The 16,689-nt window shown below is 37.9% G+C and carries 20 protein-coding genes and 1 other annotated feature; of the genes, 19 read left to right on the top strand and 1 reads right to left on the bottom strand.

The window, feature by feature from the left end; genetic code table 11:
* Positions 1–43: 43 nt before the first annotated feature.
* Positions 44–901 (bottom strand): BglG family transcription antiterminator LicT, encoded by an 858-nt coding sequence (licT, locus tag ACTQX6_RS11370; RefSeq protein WP_117446999.1) that lies wholly within the window; start codon positions 899–901, stop codon positions 44–46.
* Positions 902–1,425: 524 nt separating this feature from the next.
* On the opposite strand from licT, the gene ACTQX6_RS11375 reads away from it, so the two are divergent.
* The 19 genes from ACTQX6_RS11375 to ACTQX6_RS11465 all read left to right on the top strand — a co-directional run.
* On the top strand, positions 1,426–2,169 hold the full coding sequence (locus ACTQX6_RS11375) for a hypothetical protein (protein WP_117446998.1): 744 nt from the start codon (positions 1,426–1,428) through the stop codon (positions 2,167–2,169).
* A gap of 43 nt (positions 2,170–2,212) precedes the next feature.
* Positions 2,213–3,439, top strand: a complete 1,227-nt coding sequence (locus ACTQX6_RS11380) for a DUF2130 domain-containing protein (protein ID WP_117446997.1) — start codon at positions 2,213–2,215, stop codon at positions 3,437–3,439.
* Between the two features lie 36 nt (positions 3,440–3,475).
* Positions 3,476–4,168 (top strand): zinc-ribbon domain-containing protein, encoded by a 693-nt coding sequence (locus tag ACTQX6_RS11385; protein WP_195222340.1) that lies wholly within the window; start codon positions 3,476–3,478, stop codon positions 4,166–4,168.
* Between the two features lie 6 nt (positions 4,169–4,174).
* Positions 4,175–5,032, top strand: a complete 858-nt coding sequence (locus ACTQX6_RS11390) for a M15 family metallopeptidase (RefSeq protein ID WP_294689309.1) — start codon at positions 4,175–4,177, stop codon at positions 5,030–5,032.
* 57 nt (positions 5,033–5,089) lie between these two features.
* Complete coding sequence (locus tag ACTQX6_RS11395) at positions 5,090–5,287, top strand: DUF3791 domain-containing protein (protein ID WP_168965643.1); 198 nt, start codon at positions 5,090–5,092, stop codon at positions 5,285–5,287.
* 77 nt (positions 5,288–5,364) lie between these two features.
* Positions 5,365–5,597, top strand: a binding site (T-box leader).
* A 36-nt stretch (positions 5,598–5,633) separates the two neighbouring features.
* Positions 5,634–6,746 (top strand): ATP phosphoribosyltransferase regulatory subunit, encoded by a 1,113-nt coding sequence (gene hisZ / locus ACTQX6_RS11400; protein ID WP_117447315.1) that lies wholly within the window; start codon positions 5,634–5,636, stop codon positions 6,744–6,746.
* Complete coding sequence (gene hisG, locus ACTQX6_RS11405) at positions 6,743–7,390, top strand: ATP phosphoribosyltransferase (protein WP_117447316.1); 648 nt, start codon at positions 6,743–6,745, stop codon at positions 7,388–7,390. Before hisZ ends, hisG begins: the two co-directional genes overlap by 4 nt.
* Complete coding sequence (gene hisD / locus ACTQX6_RS11410) at positions 7,371–8,660, top strand: histidinol dehydrogenase (RefSeq protein WP_294689310.1); 1,290 nt, start codon at positions 7,371–7,373, stop codon at positions 8,658–8,660. The genes hisG and hisD overlap by 20 nt, the downstream gene beginning before the upstream one ends.
* A complete protein-coding gene (locus tag ACTQX6_RS11415; RefSeq protein WP_294689312.1) occupies positions 8,657–9,685 on the top strand; it encodes a pyridoxal phosphate-dependent aminotransferase in 1,029 nt (342 codons plus the stop codon). The genes hisD and ACTQX6_RS11415 overlap by 4 nt, the downstream gene beginning before the upstream one ends.
* Complete coding sequence (hisB, locus tag ACTQX6_RS11420) at positions 9,672–10,256, top strand: imidazoleglycerol-phosphate dehydratase HisB (RefSeq protein WP_117447319.1); 585 nt, start codon at positions 9,672–9,674, stop codon at positions 10,254–10,256. Before ACTQX6_RS11415 ends, hisB begins: the two co-directional genes overlap by 14 nt.
* Entirely contained in the window at positions 10,253–10,867 is a 615-nt protein-coding gene (hisH, locus tag ACTQX6_RS11425; RefSeq protein ID WP_294689315.1) for an imidazole glycerol phosphate synthase subunit HisH, read from the top strand. Before hisB ends, hisH begins: the two co-directional genes overlap by 4 nt.
* On the top strand, positions 10,864–11,583 hold the full coding sequence (gene hisA, locus ACTQX6_RS11430; RefSeq protein WP_294689317.1) for a 1-(5-phosphoribosyl)-5-[(5-phosphoribosylamino)methylideneamino]imidazole-4-carboxamide isomerase: 720 nt from the start codon (positions 10,864–10,866) through the stop codon (positions 11,581–11,583). The genes hisH and hisA overlap by 4 nt, the downstream gene beginning before the upstream one ends.
* Position 11,584: 1 nt before the next feature.
* On the top strand, positions 11,585–12,346 hold the full coding sequence (gene hisF, locus ACTQX6_RS11435) for an imidazole glycerol phosphate synthase subunit HisF (RefSeq protein ID WP_294689318.1): 762 nt from the start codon (positions 11,585–11,587) through the stop codon (positions 12,344–12,346).
* A complete protein-coding gene (hisI, locus tag ACTQX6_RS11440) occupies positions 12,343–12,672 on the top strand; it encodes a phosphoribosyl-AMP cyclohydrolase (protein ID WP_167698903.1) in 330 nt (109 codons plus the stop codon). The genes hisF and hisI overlap by 4 nt, the downstream gene beginning before the upstream one ends.
* Positions 12,669–12,992 (top strand): phosphoribosyl-ATP diphosphatase, encoded by a 324-nt coding sequence (hisE, locus tag ACTQX6_RS11445; protein WP_022789234.1) that lies wholly within the window; start codon positions 12,669–12,671, stop codon positions 12,990–12,992. Before hisI ends, hisE begins: the two co-directional genes overlap by 4 nt.
* A 291-nt stretch (positions 12,993–13,283) precedes the next feature.
* Positions 13,284–14,162, top strand: coding sequence for an ABC transporter ATP-binding protein (locus ACTQX6_RS11450; RefSeq protein ID WP_195222330.1), 879 nt, complete (start codon positions 13,284–13,286; stop codon positions 14,160–14,162).
* A complete protein-coding gene (locus ACTQX6_RS11455) occupies positions 14,159–14,956 on the top strand; it encodes an ABC transporter permease subunit (RefSeq protein ID WP_320863065.1) in 798 nt (265 codons plus the stop codon). The genes ACTQX6_RS11450 and ACTQX6_RS11455 overlap by 4 nt, the downstream gene beginning before the upstream one ends.
* Positions 14,957–15,100: 144 nt before the next feature.
* Positions 15,101–15,235 (top strand): hypothetical protein, encoded by a 135-nt coding sequence (locus ACTQX6_RS11460; protein ID WP_275056014.1) that lies wholly within the window; start codon positions 15,101–15,103, stop codon positions 15,233–15,235.
* Positions 15,236–15,408: 173 nt separating this feature from the next.
* The coding region (locus ACTQX6_RS11465; RefSeq protein WP_441657526.1) for a hypothetical protein at positions 15,409–16,689 on the top strand (1,281 nt) is incomplete at its 3' end.

Genomic DNA, 16,689 nt, shown 5'->3' on the forward strand with positions numbered 1-16,689 from the left:
GTTTAGCCAACTGAATGTAACTATCCAACCAGATAACATAGTTTTATTTTGAGCATTCCTCCTTACTAAATTGAATGACTTGAGAAATATGAATGAGTAAATACAATATTTCCTCATCATCCAAAATATATTCATATCTTTGTTCCACAAAAGATTTGATCTTTAAGGCACAAAGATATGGATTGACATATTTTTCTTTTATGATCTCTAAAAGATCGTTTTTTAAAAGTTCATTTTCTTTCCTGTTTTTATAAGAAAGAACGCGATAACTAAAAAACTTTAGATGCGTAACAAAACGTTGATAGTATAAACTTCTTTCATCTAATTCTATTTTGAAATAGTATTTTACAATATTCATGATATCTTGAATCAAACGTGTCAATTCATAGACATCATCGACTTTGTCACCATGCTCCGCCGTGACGATGTGAATGGCAATGAATCCAGCTTCATCTTCATCCATGTGAATTTGAAACATGGACTCTATACTGTTTAAAGCTTCGTGAGCAATTTTATATTCTTTCGCATAGAAATGTTGAATTTCCCATAACAGTTTATTTTTGAGACGCAATCCTTTTTTATATCTTTGTACAGCCATATAAATATGATCTGTTAGTGAAATATAAATATCATCACTCAAGGGTTTATCTAAGATATTATTTGCTCTGGATACAATCAATTCACAAAGCTCTAAATATTCGATAGGGATTTTTTGGAGCATTTGTACCATCTTATTTTGTGCTTCATGATTGAGAACAAAAGTTTTATAAATACGGGATGGATCAATCACATCACCTGTTTTCTTACCGTAGGCGATGCCTTTGCCCATTACGATGATTTCCTGATATGAAGAATCCTTAGATATGATCGCGTTGTTGTTTAATATTTTTTGTATTCGCATTATGTACCTCCAGATAATAAAAAACCTGTTCCAGATAAAAAATATCCGTAAACAGGTTTTGTGAAGTCATGTTCCAACTCTAACAATCCATAAATTACGTAAGATTTATACAATCAAATATTAAAACATGTTTAGGCAAAAGTCAAATCTATACTAAAAAATAGGTAATAAAAATTAAAATTCCTTTATTATAGCTTTATTTGATTTATCTTTTTCTCTATGTGATTAATGATTTTTTTCGCAAGCTCGACATCTTCTTCATTATGATATCTTGCCTGCTCAAATATGATATCCATTATTAAAACATCAAAATTTGTAAAAAGCCTTTAGTACTCCATAAAATTTAAAATGTTTTATCATTAAGCTTGATGCATTTTTATTTCTTCACTGTCATTTTTATACTGACGTGAATGAATACTTGATTAGATAGATGAAATTGGTTATTATATTATACTCAATTTTGAGTTTTGAAAGCGTTCGTGTTAAGATGAATCTATAAAATATTATAAAGGAGTTGTAATCCTATGAAACGAAAACAAATCATGAGTTTATTACTTGGGGCGATGTTATTGTTTGGTTGTTCTTCTCCGTCTTTGGAATCCATTCGACTTTCTGTGGAGGATGCCAAAGAGATTGAAGTCGGTGATACTGTAGAAGTGGAGGTTGAGACCGATCCTTCAGATTTTGAATTGGATAAAGAATCATTTCGTGTGACAAAGAAAGCCGATCTTTCTTTAAAAGAAAATACCTTGCTTGTTGTACCACAAACGGCAGGAGAATACCAGGTGACAGCCAGTCAGGATGATGTCACAAGCAATACGCTGCGGTTTACAGTAAAAGAGAAGGAAAAGAAAAAAGAAGATACAAAGGAAGATACGAAAGAGGAAACAGAATCCTCACAACAGAATCCTGTAAAGGATGTACAAGGTTCCAATAATGCACCTGAAACATCATCAGATTCAAATTCTTCTTCATCGGATAATGCGATATCCTGGTCACAAAGTGATCCGTTAAGTGTGGATGAAACGCTCCAATACGGTGATCTTCTTCAAAAAAGCGGTCAGTCTGTCTGGCTGCAGGGAGATTTACCACAGACTATGACAAATGGAGGTATGATCCTGTATAACGCAGATCATTCGACTTTTATATCGATTGAAGACCCAATGCATTTGATTGACTTTGGCGGTACAAACGCTATGATCGTTGGTAAGATCAAACAACAGGGAAGTAGTTATTGTGTGGTCGTAGAAAAGGCCTATGCATTATAAGCTGGTTTCGTAAGAAATCAGCTTTTTCGAAAGGAGAAATCACATGAAAGAAATAAAGTGTCCCAACTGCCAAACCGTTTTTAAAATCGATGATGACAGCTATTATGAAATTTTAAAACAAATCAAGGATGAAGAATTAGAAAAAGAAAAAACCGTTCTGGAACAAAGATACGAAAAGGAGCTGCAGCTTCAAAAAGAAAAATTTGATGCCCGGTTTAAAACCCTTCAACAAGAAACACAGGTCAAAGAAAAAGAATGGATAATCCGGGAAGAGCGCCTGAAACATTCATTGATGCAGGAAAAAGAAAAGGAACTGCAGAGTATGCAGGAAGAAGTATCAAATCTAAAAAATCAGATTCAGTTATCTAAGGCGCAGTCGGAACTGGAAAATGAAAAGATCGCACATCGGTTTGAAAAAGAAAAGGAAGAGATGGAAAGAGAAAAACAGGAGTTAGTCAACAAGTATGCACTGGAGTTGAAGTCCAAAGAAGAAATGATCGAATACTATAAAGATATGAAACTTCGCTTATCGACAAAAATGTTGGGAGAGACGTTGGAACAACATTGCGAGATTCAGTTTAATCAATTACGTGCTACCGGCTTTCAAAACTCTTATTTTGAAAAAGATAATGATGCCTCTACCGGAAGTAAAGGCGATTACATCTTTAAAGAATTTGATGACGAGGGCAATGAGATCATCTCCATCATGTTTGAGATGAAAAATGAAGCTGATCAAACCGCCACCAAAAAGACCAATGAATCGTTTCTAAAAGAATTGGATAAAGATCGCAATCAGAAGCATTGTGAGTATGCGGTCTTAGTGTCTTTACTGGAGCCGGAAAGTGAATTATACAACAGTGGGATCGTGGATATGTCGCATCGCTATGAAAAGATGTATGTGATTCGACCACAGTTCTTTATTCCGATGATTACGATTTTGCGTAACGCAGCTTTAAAAAATGTGCAGATTCGTAAAGAATTGGCAGCTATCAAAGAACAGAATATCGATATTACCAACTTTGAGGAAAAGATGACAGATTTTAAAGAAGGATTTTTAAAGAATGTCGATTTAGCCAGTCGCAAGTTTCAATCGGCTGTGGATGAAATTGATAAAACAATCCTGCATCTACAAAAGGTCAGAGAAAACTTATTGGCAAGTGACAGACAGTTGCATATTGCCAATAAAAAGGTGGATAATCTAAGCATTCGTTCCTTAACGTATAAAAATTCGACAATGCAGAAAATGTTTAAAGAACAAAAAGGAAAGTAGTGTTATACTGTTTTTAAGAAGAAGGGAAAGTAAACTATGATTTGCAGACATTGTCAAAAGGAAAATCCGGAGAGCGTAAAATATTGTATTCACTGCGGGAAACCGTTAGATGAACCGGAGCGGCAAACACCGCCTGTTTTTGATCCACATAAAGAAGAGGGGCTAAACGATGATTGGAGCAAACCAGTCGAGGAAGAGAAAACAGAAGTGATCAAACCAGCGAAAAAGAATTCACATGTCCCGGTTTTGATTGCCTTGGGTGTACTGGCTGGTTTGTTGGTGATTGGTGGTGTAGTGCTTGTGACTTATTTTAATCATCAACAGGAAATCCAACATCAACAGGAAATCGCTCGCTTGGAACAAGAAAAAGAACAAGAAAAGGAAGCACGTAAAAAGGCAGAAGAGGAAGCGGATGATCTTCAGGATGAAAATGAATATCTGGAAGACAGAAATGATCGGTTAGAAGATCGTCAAAAAGATGAAAATGAATCGGAAGATCATTATCAATACGGTTTTGAAATCGATACCTGGTACAAGGCAAACTACAATATGGCCCTGCGCAATGCCGGCGACTACAATGCGACACAAACCGGTCATCTGCGAAAAGATGAACAAATTTTTATTGAAGAAATCATTTCCGGTTCCAATGGCAGCTACTGGGGAAGATCTTCCTCCGGCGATTGGGTCTGTATACAAGATAATGACTACGATTATCTTCGTGAGGAATAGACTTTTATGAAAAGAAAACGCAGGCTGACTAAACTTGGTGCTTTTCTGGTAGGCATCATTGCGGTACTGGCTGTGGCCTTGATTGCCTCCTTAGGCTTTTTAGGTTATAAGATGTTACAGCCGACAGAGCCGAAAACCGAAATCAAAGAAGAAGTAAAGAACGAAGAAAAGGAAACAGAGCCTGTTTTAAATGATCGTGAACAAGCCTATGCCAAGGCACATCCGGATTTGTCGATTGAAAAAGTACAAAAACAAGTTTGGATGAATTTAGATCAGGAAGCTTATACACATATGCAACCGGTAGAAGATCTGGATTCTATGCTGCAGCTGGTCAACAAATATTATTATTTGCCATCGGATTATGAACCATCCGATCTTATATCGGTTTCCTCCAGCGGTGAAAATGGAACGGTCTATATGCGCAAGGAAGCGGCCGATGCCTTTGAAAAACTGGTACAGGCAAGCTACAAACAAGGCTTTATTTTGAATGCTTGTTCGGCTTATCGAAGCTACGAGTATCAAGAGAATTTGTATAATAACGGCGTCGCAAACTATGGGCAAGAATATGCGGATGCCTATTGGACAAGACCGGGTTCCAGTGAACACCAGACCGGGCTTTCTGTCGATATTCGAATGGATAATGATACCAGTGATCTGGATGCGGTGCGAAATCATCCTTCGTATTCGTGGTTATTAGAGCATATGCATGAATATGGTTTTATTCTTCGCTATCCGGATGATAAAGAAGATTATACGTTGATTGCACCGGAAAGCTGGCATTTACGCTATGTAGGTGTTGATGCCGCTACCAAGATCCATGAAAATCAATGGTGTCTGGAAGAATATTTATATTATGTACAATAAGACATAAATCATGTCAAAATATCCTCTATTCTGAAAAACAGAACGGAGGATGTTTTTATGAAGCCGATGGACGAAATAACCTTTATTGTTTTATGCATACAGCGATTAGCTCTTTATTTGGAAATCTCGCAGGAAGAAGTCTATACACGATTTAATGCCAAAAAGATCATTGAGAATTTTATCCTGCCTTGTTTTTCCGTCTTAAAAACACAGAGCTGGTTGATCGTTCAAAATGAATTAGTAGCCTTGATGTAGAATTGAAAATTATTTTCATTTATGAAATTTCTTTCATTTATCAGTTGACAATTGATGGAATACTGATTATATTGTATGCATAAGCAGTGATAGGAAAGAGTAGTATAAAAGATACGTTTCAAGAGACTTTCTGGCTGGTGAAAAGAAAGAGCGACTTTATATGAACACATCCTGGAGCTATGTCGGCGAAAGAACAGTAGTTGGCATCGGGTACACCCGTTATTGTGTTAGAGTATGTTAGTACTTGATGAGATCATTATCGTAAGATGATGGTGAAGTAAGGTGGAACCACGTTGATAACGTCCTTATAGAGGGCGTTTTTTTTGTTTATATAAGGAGGATATATATGCGTCAAATTCGTTTGCCTTTGGGTATGAGAGATTTGGTTTTTGAAGAAACGCGAAAGAAAAGACAGCTTCAAAATCGTATCGAATCGATTTTTCAATCGTATGGTTATGAAGAAGTCATCGCTCCGACGATCGAATTTTTGGAAACATACCAAAAAGCGTTTTCTTCTTTAAAGGAGCAAGAGATGTATAAATTTTTTGATGCCAAAAGTAATACATTGGCACTTCGTATGGATATGACAGTTCCTATTGCTCGTATTTGTGCTTCCAAATACAAAGATAAAGAAGGGCCGTTTCGCTTTCGCTATTGTGCCAATGTCTTTAAAGTACGGGAAAGCTTTGCGGGCAAGCGAAGTGAAGTCACAGATTGTGGTGTAGAACTGATCGGACTGGATGAACAAAGTGATTTGGAGGTCTTGTGTTGTGCATTAGATACGATGCAAAGCTTTCAAGCTTCCTCTTATACATTGGAAATCGGAAACAGTTCATTCTTTAAAAAAGCATGTGCTTTACTAGAACTTCCGGAAGATCAAATTGAAACTCTGGCCAAGCTTATCGATCAAAAAAGTATGGTGGATCTAAAAGCGTATTTATCATCCTTACAGCTTTCCAAAGAGCAGGAAGCTTTCTTTTATCAACTTCCTTTGTTGAATGGAAAAGATGGTTTAGAAAACGCCATGCAGGCAAGCTTTGATGAAGAGTTAAAAGAAATTGTTCGAAAGCTGCAAAAACTTCAAGAAAATCTGAAGTCGCTGGGATATGAAGATACGATCACGTTTGATTTAGGAAAAGTACCGCATTTAGATTACTACACCGGTATTTTATTTGAAGGTTATGTAGAAGGAGTCGGTACCAGTGTGTTAAGCGGAGGGCGCTATGATCATCTTCTCAATACGTTTGGAAAAGATATGCCGGCTGTCGGCTTTAGTGTGAAACTCGATTATTTGTTGGATGTGATCGACAGTGTATCAAAGAAGGTTTTGTATCTCTACTATCCGATGTCTAAACAGCTGGAAGCTTTTCAAAAGGCTAAAGAGCTGCGAAAGGAAAAAGAAGTAAAACTAATTTCCTATGAAGGATGCGAAATTAAGATACAGGAGGGTGTGCAATGAGTTTAAGCATTGCCTTGACAAAAGGCCGATTGGAAAAGAAAACCGTGGCGATGTTAGATCAGGTAGGCTATGGAACACAGAATTTAAAGGATAAAGGACGTGCCCTTGTCTTTGAAGATACGATCAAACCGGTTCGTTATTTTCTGGTAAAGTCCAACGATGTGATCACCTATGTCAATCATGGTGTCGCCGATATCGGGGTTGTGGGAAAAGACACGTTGTTGGAAAGAGAATCCGAGAATTATGAGCTGTTAGACTTAAAAATCGGAAAATGTAAGTTTTGTGTGGCCTCCTTGCCGGAAAAGAAAGTTTTTAATAAAGTCGGGCATGTAAAAATCGGGACAAAATATCCCAATGTGGCCCGAAAGTATTTTCTTGATCAGGGAATCGATGTAGAAGTAATCAAGATCGATGGATCGGTTGAACTGGCGCCGATTTTAGGACTGGCTGATGGTATCGTTGATATCGTGGAAACCGGAACGACATTAAAAGAAAACGGTCTGGTCATTCTTGATGAGGTTTGTGATATCAGTGCTCGTGTGATTGTAAATAAAGCCAGTTTTAAATTGAAAAGAGAAGAAGTCTTACAATTTGTACAAGACTTGGAAAGTGTGGTGAAATCAAATGCTGACACGAATCAATAAAAATAATACGCAGGAATTGGCAAATTTTATTGCCGGAAGAAATCAGGAAATCTCTTCTGATGTGTTAATTCAAGTTTCAAAGATTATTGAAGATGTCAAAGAAAATAAAGATGAAGCCTGCCGACGTTATACCAAACAGTTTGATGGAATCGATCAAAAGATGTTTAGAGTGACTGAAGAAGAATTAGAAGAAGCCATTCAACAATGTGATCCGGATTTTTGTAAAGCTATGCAAAAGGCAGCACAGAATATTACAGATTTTCATCAGGCGCAACGGCAGGAAGGCTATCGCCTTCAAAAAGAGATGGGCATCTATTTGGGGCAAAGAGTACTTCCATTAGAAAGTGTAGGAATCTACGTGCCTGGAGGAAGAGCACAATATCCAAGTTCGGTATTGATGAATGCGATTCCTGCCCATGTAGCCGGTGTTAAAAGAATCGTCATGGTCACACCGCCGGATAAACAAGGAAAGATTCATCCCAATATTGCCTATGCGGCAAAAATTGCCGGTGTATCCGAAATTTATAAAATTGGTGGAGCGCAGGCCATTGCGGCCTTAGCCTATGGTACGCAATCCATTCAGAGCGTCGATAAGATCACCGGGCCGGGCAATATTTATGTAGCGGCGGCCAAAAAGATGGTATTTGGTAAGGTCGATATCGATATGATTGCCGGTCCCAGTGAAATCCTTGTCATTGCGGATGAAGAGGCCAATCCGGAATATGTGGCAGCCGATTTAATTTCGCAGGCAGAACACGATCCGATGGCCAGTGCCATCTTAGTGACAACCAGTCAAGCTTTATTAGAGAAGGTCAATGCGGCCTTACAAAGACAAAGCGCTATCCTTCCTAAAAAGGAAATCATAGAAGCCTCTTTACGAGATTATGGAAAGAGCGTTGTTTGCGGCACGATTGAAGAATGTATTGAAATTTCCAATGCCGTGGCACCAGAGCACCTGGAACTGATGGTCAAAGAACCGGAAGTGTATTTAGATTTGGTCAAAAATGCCGGTTCTGTCTTTATGGGCTATTATACATGTGAATCAATCGGGGATTATTTTGGTGGAACCAATCACGTCTTGCCGACATCGGGAACTGCTCGCTTTTCCAGTGCATTAGGAGTCGATGCCTTTATTAAAAAGAGCAGTTATTTACACTATGCCAAAGAAGCTATCGAAGCTTATGGAAAAGAGATCATCGTTATGGCTAAAGAAGAACAACTGCAGGGACATGCCAATGCTGCAAGAATACGAATGGAGGACAAGCAATGAAACAAGTCCAGTATAAAGTGCATACACAACAAGGTGTTTTATTAAATGCCAACGAAAGTTCAAAGAATTTATCGGCTGCCATTCGCAAAGAAATTCAGGATGCGATCTTTGATATTGAATTTAACCGATATCCTGATGATACCTGTCAAAAGCTTTGTGAAGCCTATGGAAACTGGATCCAGGTGCCGGCTGATCAAATTCTAGCTGGCAATGGCTCAGACCAGCATTTAGGCTTTTTGATTGGGACCTTCTTAGGAAAAGAAAAAAAGCTTTTAACATTAGCTCCTGATTTTGGCATGTACGACTACTATGCTTCCAGTTACGAAGCCCAAATTGTACGATATGCCTTAGATCCTTTACAGGCAATGGATGTGGATGCGTTCATTCGCTTTGGAAAACAAGAAAAACCACAACTGGTTCTTTTTAGTAATCCCAACAATCCAACCGGCCAGTTTTTGAATAATGAACAGATTGAAAAAATCTGTAAAGCCTTTGACTGTCCTGTTGTGATCGATGAAGCGTATGCCGAGTTTGCCCCGGACACTTGCCTTTCTTTATTGGATATATGCCCTAACTTATATGTGACCAGAACACTTTCCAAGGCTTTTGGACTGGCCGGAGCTCGTATTGGCTTTTTGATCACATCCAAAGCGAATATGGAAGCCATTCGGGGGAATCATGTGCCTTATTCGGTGAATTCCTTATCGATGAAGGCAGCAGAAATCGTATTAGCGCATGCCACTGAATTTAAACCGGAGATTGAACGGATCAAAAAGGGACGAGATGCCTTTTTATCAAAGTCGTATGCTTCCTTTTCTTTCTCAAATAGCAAGGCTAACTTTTTGTTGATCCAGACACCGCACATTGATAAGCTTTTAGCTTTGTTTTCACAAAAGGGATTAAGCGTACGCAGTTACCAACAAAAGAACTATTGCCGTGTTACAATAGGAACAACACAAGAGAATCAATGGATCCAGGAAGTATTGGATGCCTTTGAACAGGAGGAAACAAATGCGATGCAGTAAAATAGAACGAAAGACCAAAGAAACACAAATTTCTTTATCATTAAATGTAGATGGAAATGGCCAGGCATCCATTGAAACTGGTATTGGCTTTTTTGATCATATGTTGACTTTATTGAGCTTTCACTCCGGCATGGATCTGGATGTGCAGGCTCATGGTGACTTAGAAGTTTGTGATCATCATACTGTAGAAGATTGTGGAATTGCCCTGGGAAATGCGTTAAAACAAGCTTTAGGCGATAAAAAAGGAATTCAACGTTATGGCTTTTTTCAACTGCCGATGGATGAAACCTTGTGTAATGTGACATTGGATATCAGCGGTCGTCCCTATCTTGTCTTTCATGCCGATTTTAAAAGAGAGACTATCGGCAATTTCAGTACAGAAATGGTGGAAGAATTCTTAAGAGCAGTAGTTGTACAGGCTGGTATCACACTGCATGTCAATGTCTTGTATGGTTCGAATGATCATCATCAAATCGAAGCGATCTTTAAAGCCTTGGGAAGAGCTTTAAAACAGGCAGTTACGATCACTTCCAACCAGATTCCTTCTTCTAAAGGTTGGATCGAAGTATGATTGGAATCATTGATTATGGCATGGGCAATTTGTTCAGCGTGCATAATGCGGTTCAAAAACTGGACTATGATGTCTTGATCAGCAGTGATCCGGTAAAGTTGGAACAATGTCAGAAACTGATCTTACCGGGTGTAGGGGCCTTTGGTGATATGATGAAGAATATCAAGGAATCTCAATTAGATGCATTTATAGAAAATTGGGTTCGCAAAGAAAAAAAGCCGTTGTTGGGGATTTGTCTTGGCATGCAGTCATTTTTTGAGAGCAGTGAGGAAAATGGCATACATGAAGGCTTTGGCTTTTTAAAGGGGCAGATTGTCTTTATGAAAGATCAAAAAGTTCGTGTGCCACATATTGGCTGGAATGATTTGATCAAAGAAAATGAACATCCGATCTTTTCCAAACTTTCAGCCCATCCCTATGTTTATTATGTGCATTCTTATTATGCATCCAATATGGATCCTGATGATCTGATTGGCTATTGTAATTATGGAACGATGAAAATACCGGGATTGGTCATGCATGAAAATGTGATGGGATGTCAGTTTCATCCGGAAAAAAGCGGAGAAGATGGATTAAAAATACTACAATACTATTTGGAGGAATTTGTATGATACTACTACCTGCCATTGATATCATAGATAAAGCTCCGGTACGTTTGTATCAGGGCGATTATCATCAAAAAGAAGTTGTGGGTCAAAGCGTACTGGAAATTGCCAAAGAATTTGAAGCTATGAAAGCACAGTATTTGCACATGGTGGATTTAGACGGTGCGAAAAGCGGAAAGCTGGAAAATGCCAGACTGATTTGCCAAACGGCACGGGCTCTATCGATTCCGGTCGAAGTCGGTGGCGGAATTCGTTCCATGGATACAGTGGATTTTTATCTGACATCCGGTGTTTCTCGTGTAATTTTAGGAACGGCGGCCTTAGAAGATCCCGCGTTTTTAAAAACCGCTTTGAAAAAATATGGAGAAAAGATTGCGGTCGGTATCGATTGTAAAGATGGCAAAGTCTGTGCCTCCGGCTGGTTGGTGCAAAGCGATGTTGATTATCTTGAGTTTGCGAAAACGATGGAAGACTATGGGGTACAAACAATCATCTTTACCGATATTTCCAAGGATGGAACCTTGGCAGGTCCCAATCTGGATATGTTAAAAAAGTTAAAGGATGCGGTATCAATACAAATCATCGCTTCCGGCGGCATACGAGATTTATCACATATTCAGGCTTTAAAAGAACTGAATCTTTATGGAACCATTACCGGTAAGGCCATGTATGCTCATACACTGTCTTTAAAAGAAGCCTTAAAACTTTGTAGGGAGGACTAAGATGCTGACAAAAAGAATCATACCCTGCCTGGATGTAAAAAATGGCAAAGTGGTCAAGGGTATCAATTTTGTGGGGTTAAAAGAAGTGGGAGATCCGGTCAAACTGGCCCAAAAATACTATGAGCAGGGAGCTGATGAACTCGTTTTTTTAGATATTACCGCAACCCATGAAGGACGAGATACCATGGTACAGGTCGTTGAACAAGTTGCTTCTTCGATTTATATGCCGTTTACTGTGGGTGGCGGCTTAAAGACCATCGAGGATATTAAACGTGTATTGCGTGCCGGTGCGGATAAGGTCAGCTTAAATTCGGCAGCCGTCAAAAATCCTGATTTGATTGCGCAGGGGGCGCAAATCTTTGGCAATCAGTGTATCGTGCTGGCCATCGATGCCAAAGCAAGAGTTGATCAAAGCGGATGGAATGTTGTGATTCATGGCGGACGCATCGATACCGGAATTGATTTGTTGGAATGGGTACAAACAGGTGTTTCATTAGGTGCCGGTGAAATTCTTTTGACATCGATGGATACCGATGGGGTAAAACAAGGCTATGATATAAAAATGTTGGAAGCGGTACGAAATATCACAAATGTTCCAGTGATCGCATCCGGCGGCTGTGGCTGCTTAGAGCATTTTGCCCAAGTGTTTGAAAACGATGTGGCCGATGCCGCACTGGCTGCCAGTTTATTTCACTATGATGAACTGAGTGTGCAAGATGTAAAAGCCTATCTACAAAAGAAAGGAATTCCGGTAAGACTATGATCAAAATTGATTTTGAAAAGCAGAATGGTTTGGTTCCCTGCATCGTGCAGGAAGTAGGCACCAAAGATGTTTTGATGTTGGCGTATATGAATGAGGAAAGCCTAAAAAAGACGATGGAAACAGGATTGGCAACATATTGGTCACGTTCCCGTAATGAACTTTGGATCAAAGGAGAAACCAGCGGACACTATCAACATGTGAAACAAATCCTGGTGGATTGTGATGAAGATACGATCCTTTTGTTTGTCGAGCAGGAAGGAGCCGCCTGTCATACCGGAAGACATTCCTGTTTTTATAGAACGATGGAAGGAGAAGAAATCGAATGAATGAATTTGAAGCATTATATGAAACGATATTGGATCGTAAAAAAAATCCAGAAGAAGGAAGTTATACCGCTTATCTTTTTGACAAAGGATTGGAAAAGATCTTAAAAAAAGTAGGGGAAGAAAATACCGAAGTAATCATTGCGGCCTTAAGTCAGACAAATACCGATCTTGTCAATGAACTGGGTGATTTGTTTTATCATATCTTCGTTCTCATGGCACAAAAAGGTGTATCTTTACAGGAAGTGGAAGAAGAACTGGCCAGACGTTCTAAGAAAAAACATAATCTAAAAGCAGAAAGAAAGCCGATTACGAATCTATAAGGCCAAAAAGGACAGAAAGATTACCAAAAAATCCAATTGACTTGTATCTGTCCTTTTCTATGGTAAGCTATAAGTGACAAAGGAAATAACTTAGAATAAGATCTAAGTTATCATAAAAATCCATGGATGGTAAAAAGAGATCTATGGTAATTGAAAAGGGTTCAAATAAAGTCCTTCAGCAAAACAACAATGAAAAGAGGATAGGACTTGAGAGTGAGCTCTTTTCTTTTTGGCATTTTAGTCATACTATAAAGTTGATTCATCAAACAAGAAAGTCAATATGGAGTAATTATGATAGAAATACAACATCTGACAAAGGATTTTGGGAATCATAAAGGAATTTTTGATGTCGATTTTTCAATTCAAAGAGGAGAAACGACCGGCTTTATCGGTGCCAATGGAGCTGGAAAGACAACTACGATTCGTCATTTGATGGGCTTTCTTCATCCGGATAGGGGGCAAGCATTGATTGATGGAGAAAACTGTTTTCAAAATGCCGAGCACATACAAAGTAAGATTGGCTACCTGCCGGGAGAGATTCGTTTTATGAATGCGATGAGTGGGCAAAGCTTTATTGAATTTATGGCACAGATGAAGGGTGTTACCGATTTGAAACGAGCTAACGAACTCATTCATTATTTTGAACTGGATACAAAAGTCAATATCAAGAAAATGTCCAAAGGAATGAAACAAAAGCTTGGCCTGGTGTTAGCCTTTATGCAGGATGCACCGATCTTGATCTTGGATGAACCAACAAGCGGTCTTGATCCTTTGATGCAGAAGAAGTTTGTAGAGTGGATTCAAAACGAGAAAAAAAGAGGTAAAACCATATTGATGTCATCTCACCTATTTGAAGAAATAGAACACACATGTAATCATATTGTACTCATCAAAGAAGGAAAGATTCTGGTCAATACCTCTATGGAAGAAATGCAGAAAAAAAGAAACACATATTATGAGATTTGTTTTTCATCACAAAAGGATGCGTTGGCCTTTCATCAGAAATATAAAAAGAGCAATCTTCAAGACCATCAAGTTGTTCTTTTATGGAATCAGGATATCCAAACTTTGTTGAAAGAATTATCTAACTATAAATTAAACAATCTTCATGTATATGATCAAAGCTTGGAAGATTTTTTTCTTTCTTATTATCAAGGAGAAGCGATATGAGTTTAACCTTATTGAAAACAGAGTTGAAGTCCAATGTAAAAATGTTGTTAATTTTTATGGCTTTGATTACTTTATATGGAACTGTTATTACGTTAATGTTTGACCCTGATATTGGGCAGGGGATGAATGAACTTGCCAAAAGTATGCCGGAACTTTTTGCTGCCTTTGGTATGAAAGATCCTGGAAGTACCATGCTAGATTTTTTGATTAATTATCTATATGGCTTTATTTTAATTTTGATTCCCTTTGTGTTTTCGATTTTATTATCCTATACGCTGGTGGCACGTTATATGGATCAGGGATCCATGGCATATTTATTAAATACAAAGTATGGACGAAAAGCAATTCTTCAAACACAGATTGTTGTCTTTGTGCTGGAACATTTGATACTAATGACTTATACGACGGCATTGCTTCTTTTTTGTAGCACCATTTTAATGCAGGAGTCTTTAGATTTTTGGCGTTTCCTGTATCTGAACATAGACTTATTTTGCCTGCATATCTTTTTAGGCTCTCTTTGTTTTTTTTCAGCCTGTGTATTTAACGAAATCCGTTATTCGATTGGTTGTGGTGCAGGTATTGGGTTTCTGTTTCTTTTAATTCAGATGTTGTCGGATGTAAATGAGGATTTTAACTTTTTGAATTATTTGACACCGCTCCGTCTGTTTTCACCGGAAAGGATTGTTGAATATGAAGGCACAGGATTTATCGGTGTTTTAATTTTATTTGTAGTTGGTTTTGGATTTTTAATGTTAGGAAAAATTTGTTTTTCTAAAAGAGATCTTCCGTTGTAGGTCGAAAAACGACAAAAACAAAACCAAAGATTTCAGTCTTATTGAAATATGTATAAGGTCTGTTATGGTATAGGCAACAAAGGAAATAACTTAGAATAAGATCTAAGTTATCATAAAAAATCCATGGGTGGTAAAAAGAAATCTATGGTAATTGAAAAGGGTTCAAATAAAGTCCTTCAGCAAAACAACAATGAAAAGAGGATAGGACTTGAGAGTGAGCTCTTTTCTTTTTCAATGTTTAAAGGATATGTATGCGAAAATCATCAAGAAAATAGATAAAAGCGCTTTCGTTAATTCTTTAAAAAGCCTATAATGATACTAGGCTAATCATTGTCTGTATTCGTTATACCTAAAAAACAAATTATAATGCCAAAATGACTGAAAATTAAAACAAGTCAACAAATTTCAGTGTGTGATGTGTAACGATAAGACAGCCTGGAAGGAGATAGAATATGAAGGTGAGAAAACGAAACATTTTGTCGATTTGCCTCTCGGCATTTCTGATGCTTAGTGCATTCTTCTCAACAATTCCTGTGTATGCGCAGGGTACAGGAACAGAAGACAATCCTTATATTATGGATGATTATCCCGAAGTTGCCAATCCATACCCTGATAAAATTTCCGATGCGGAAATTCAGGCTAAATTGGCTGAAGCTGGAGAAAGCAGACCGGCAGCCGATACGAATATCTTTAAAATCGAACTGATTTTAAAAGATGGCAGTACAGTTATGATGTTTGATGGAAAAAAACAACAGCAGGATTGGTTTCAAAAATACTATGGGCAAATTAAACAGGTGAAATGGTATTCTGTTTTTTCCAAGAGCAGAGATGTAGAAGTTATCATGGCTACAACGTTTTTAAATGATTTGCGATTAAAAACGAATGTTCTTTCCAATGACAGTACAAATACCCTTAATAAAAATGCAGTGATGACAGAACTTAAAATCAACAATGAGAATGTAGATCCATCTATGATGTTCTTTAAGTGGAAGAACGGTATTAAACGTACTATTTTCTTTGAAGGAACACTGGAAGTTCCATCGGAATCCCCTGTATGGATGAGAGTTATCTCGTATCCTGTATTTAGCAGTAAAGGGGGCGTACTTACTCTGATAAGAGTGTTTGATTCTTATATGGTGACCAATGCAACTTTTCACTATGTTGATGAAAAAGAGTATCGAAACGCCTTAAATTTAGATTATAATTCACCGATTGCGCAGCGTAGCAATGGATCGGATTGGTCTAGTACAGCACCTTCCAAAGATTTGTCGCTGACGGATTTAAAAGATCCATTAAAATTGAGCGACGAATTTATGGGACGAAAATTTTTCTTTAATTCAAGCGATTCCGATGGTACATTATATCCATATTTCAGTATTGGAGACACTAAATATTCAAATAAAGAATGGTCTTCGGATGGAATGAGCATCAATACGACAACGATTCGTCCAACTTATGCAGAAGCAATCAAAGACAATCTGGTTGGTTATACGTATATAGCTGATGACATTGACAAACCAATGGACACAAATAATCCACAAAATTTTGTATATAATACCGATGCAGGAAAGGGAAATTATTATTTCACACCTGTATTAAATAGCGATGGAACGATAAGTTATGACAAACATTATTATATTTTGGAACGTCAGATGCCATCTCCCATCAAGATTCATAAAACAGATGATCAGGATCAGGGATTAAAAGATGTTACGTTTGATTTGTATCGAATC

Origin of the sequence: Faecalicoccus sp. LCP19S3_E2, from assembly GCF_052121255.1 — a bacterium.
Lineage (GTDB): Bacteria > Bacillota_I > Bacilli_A > Erysipelotrichales > Erysipelotrichaceae > Faecalicoccus.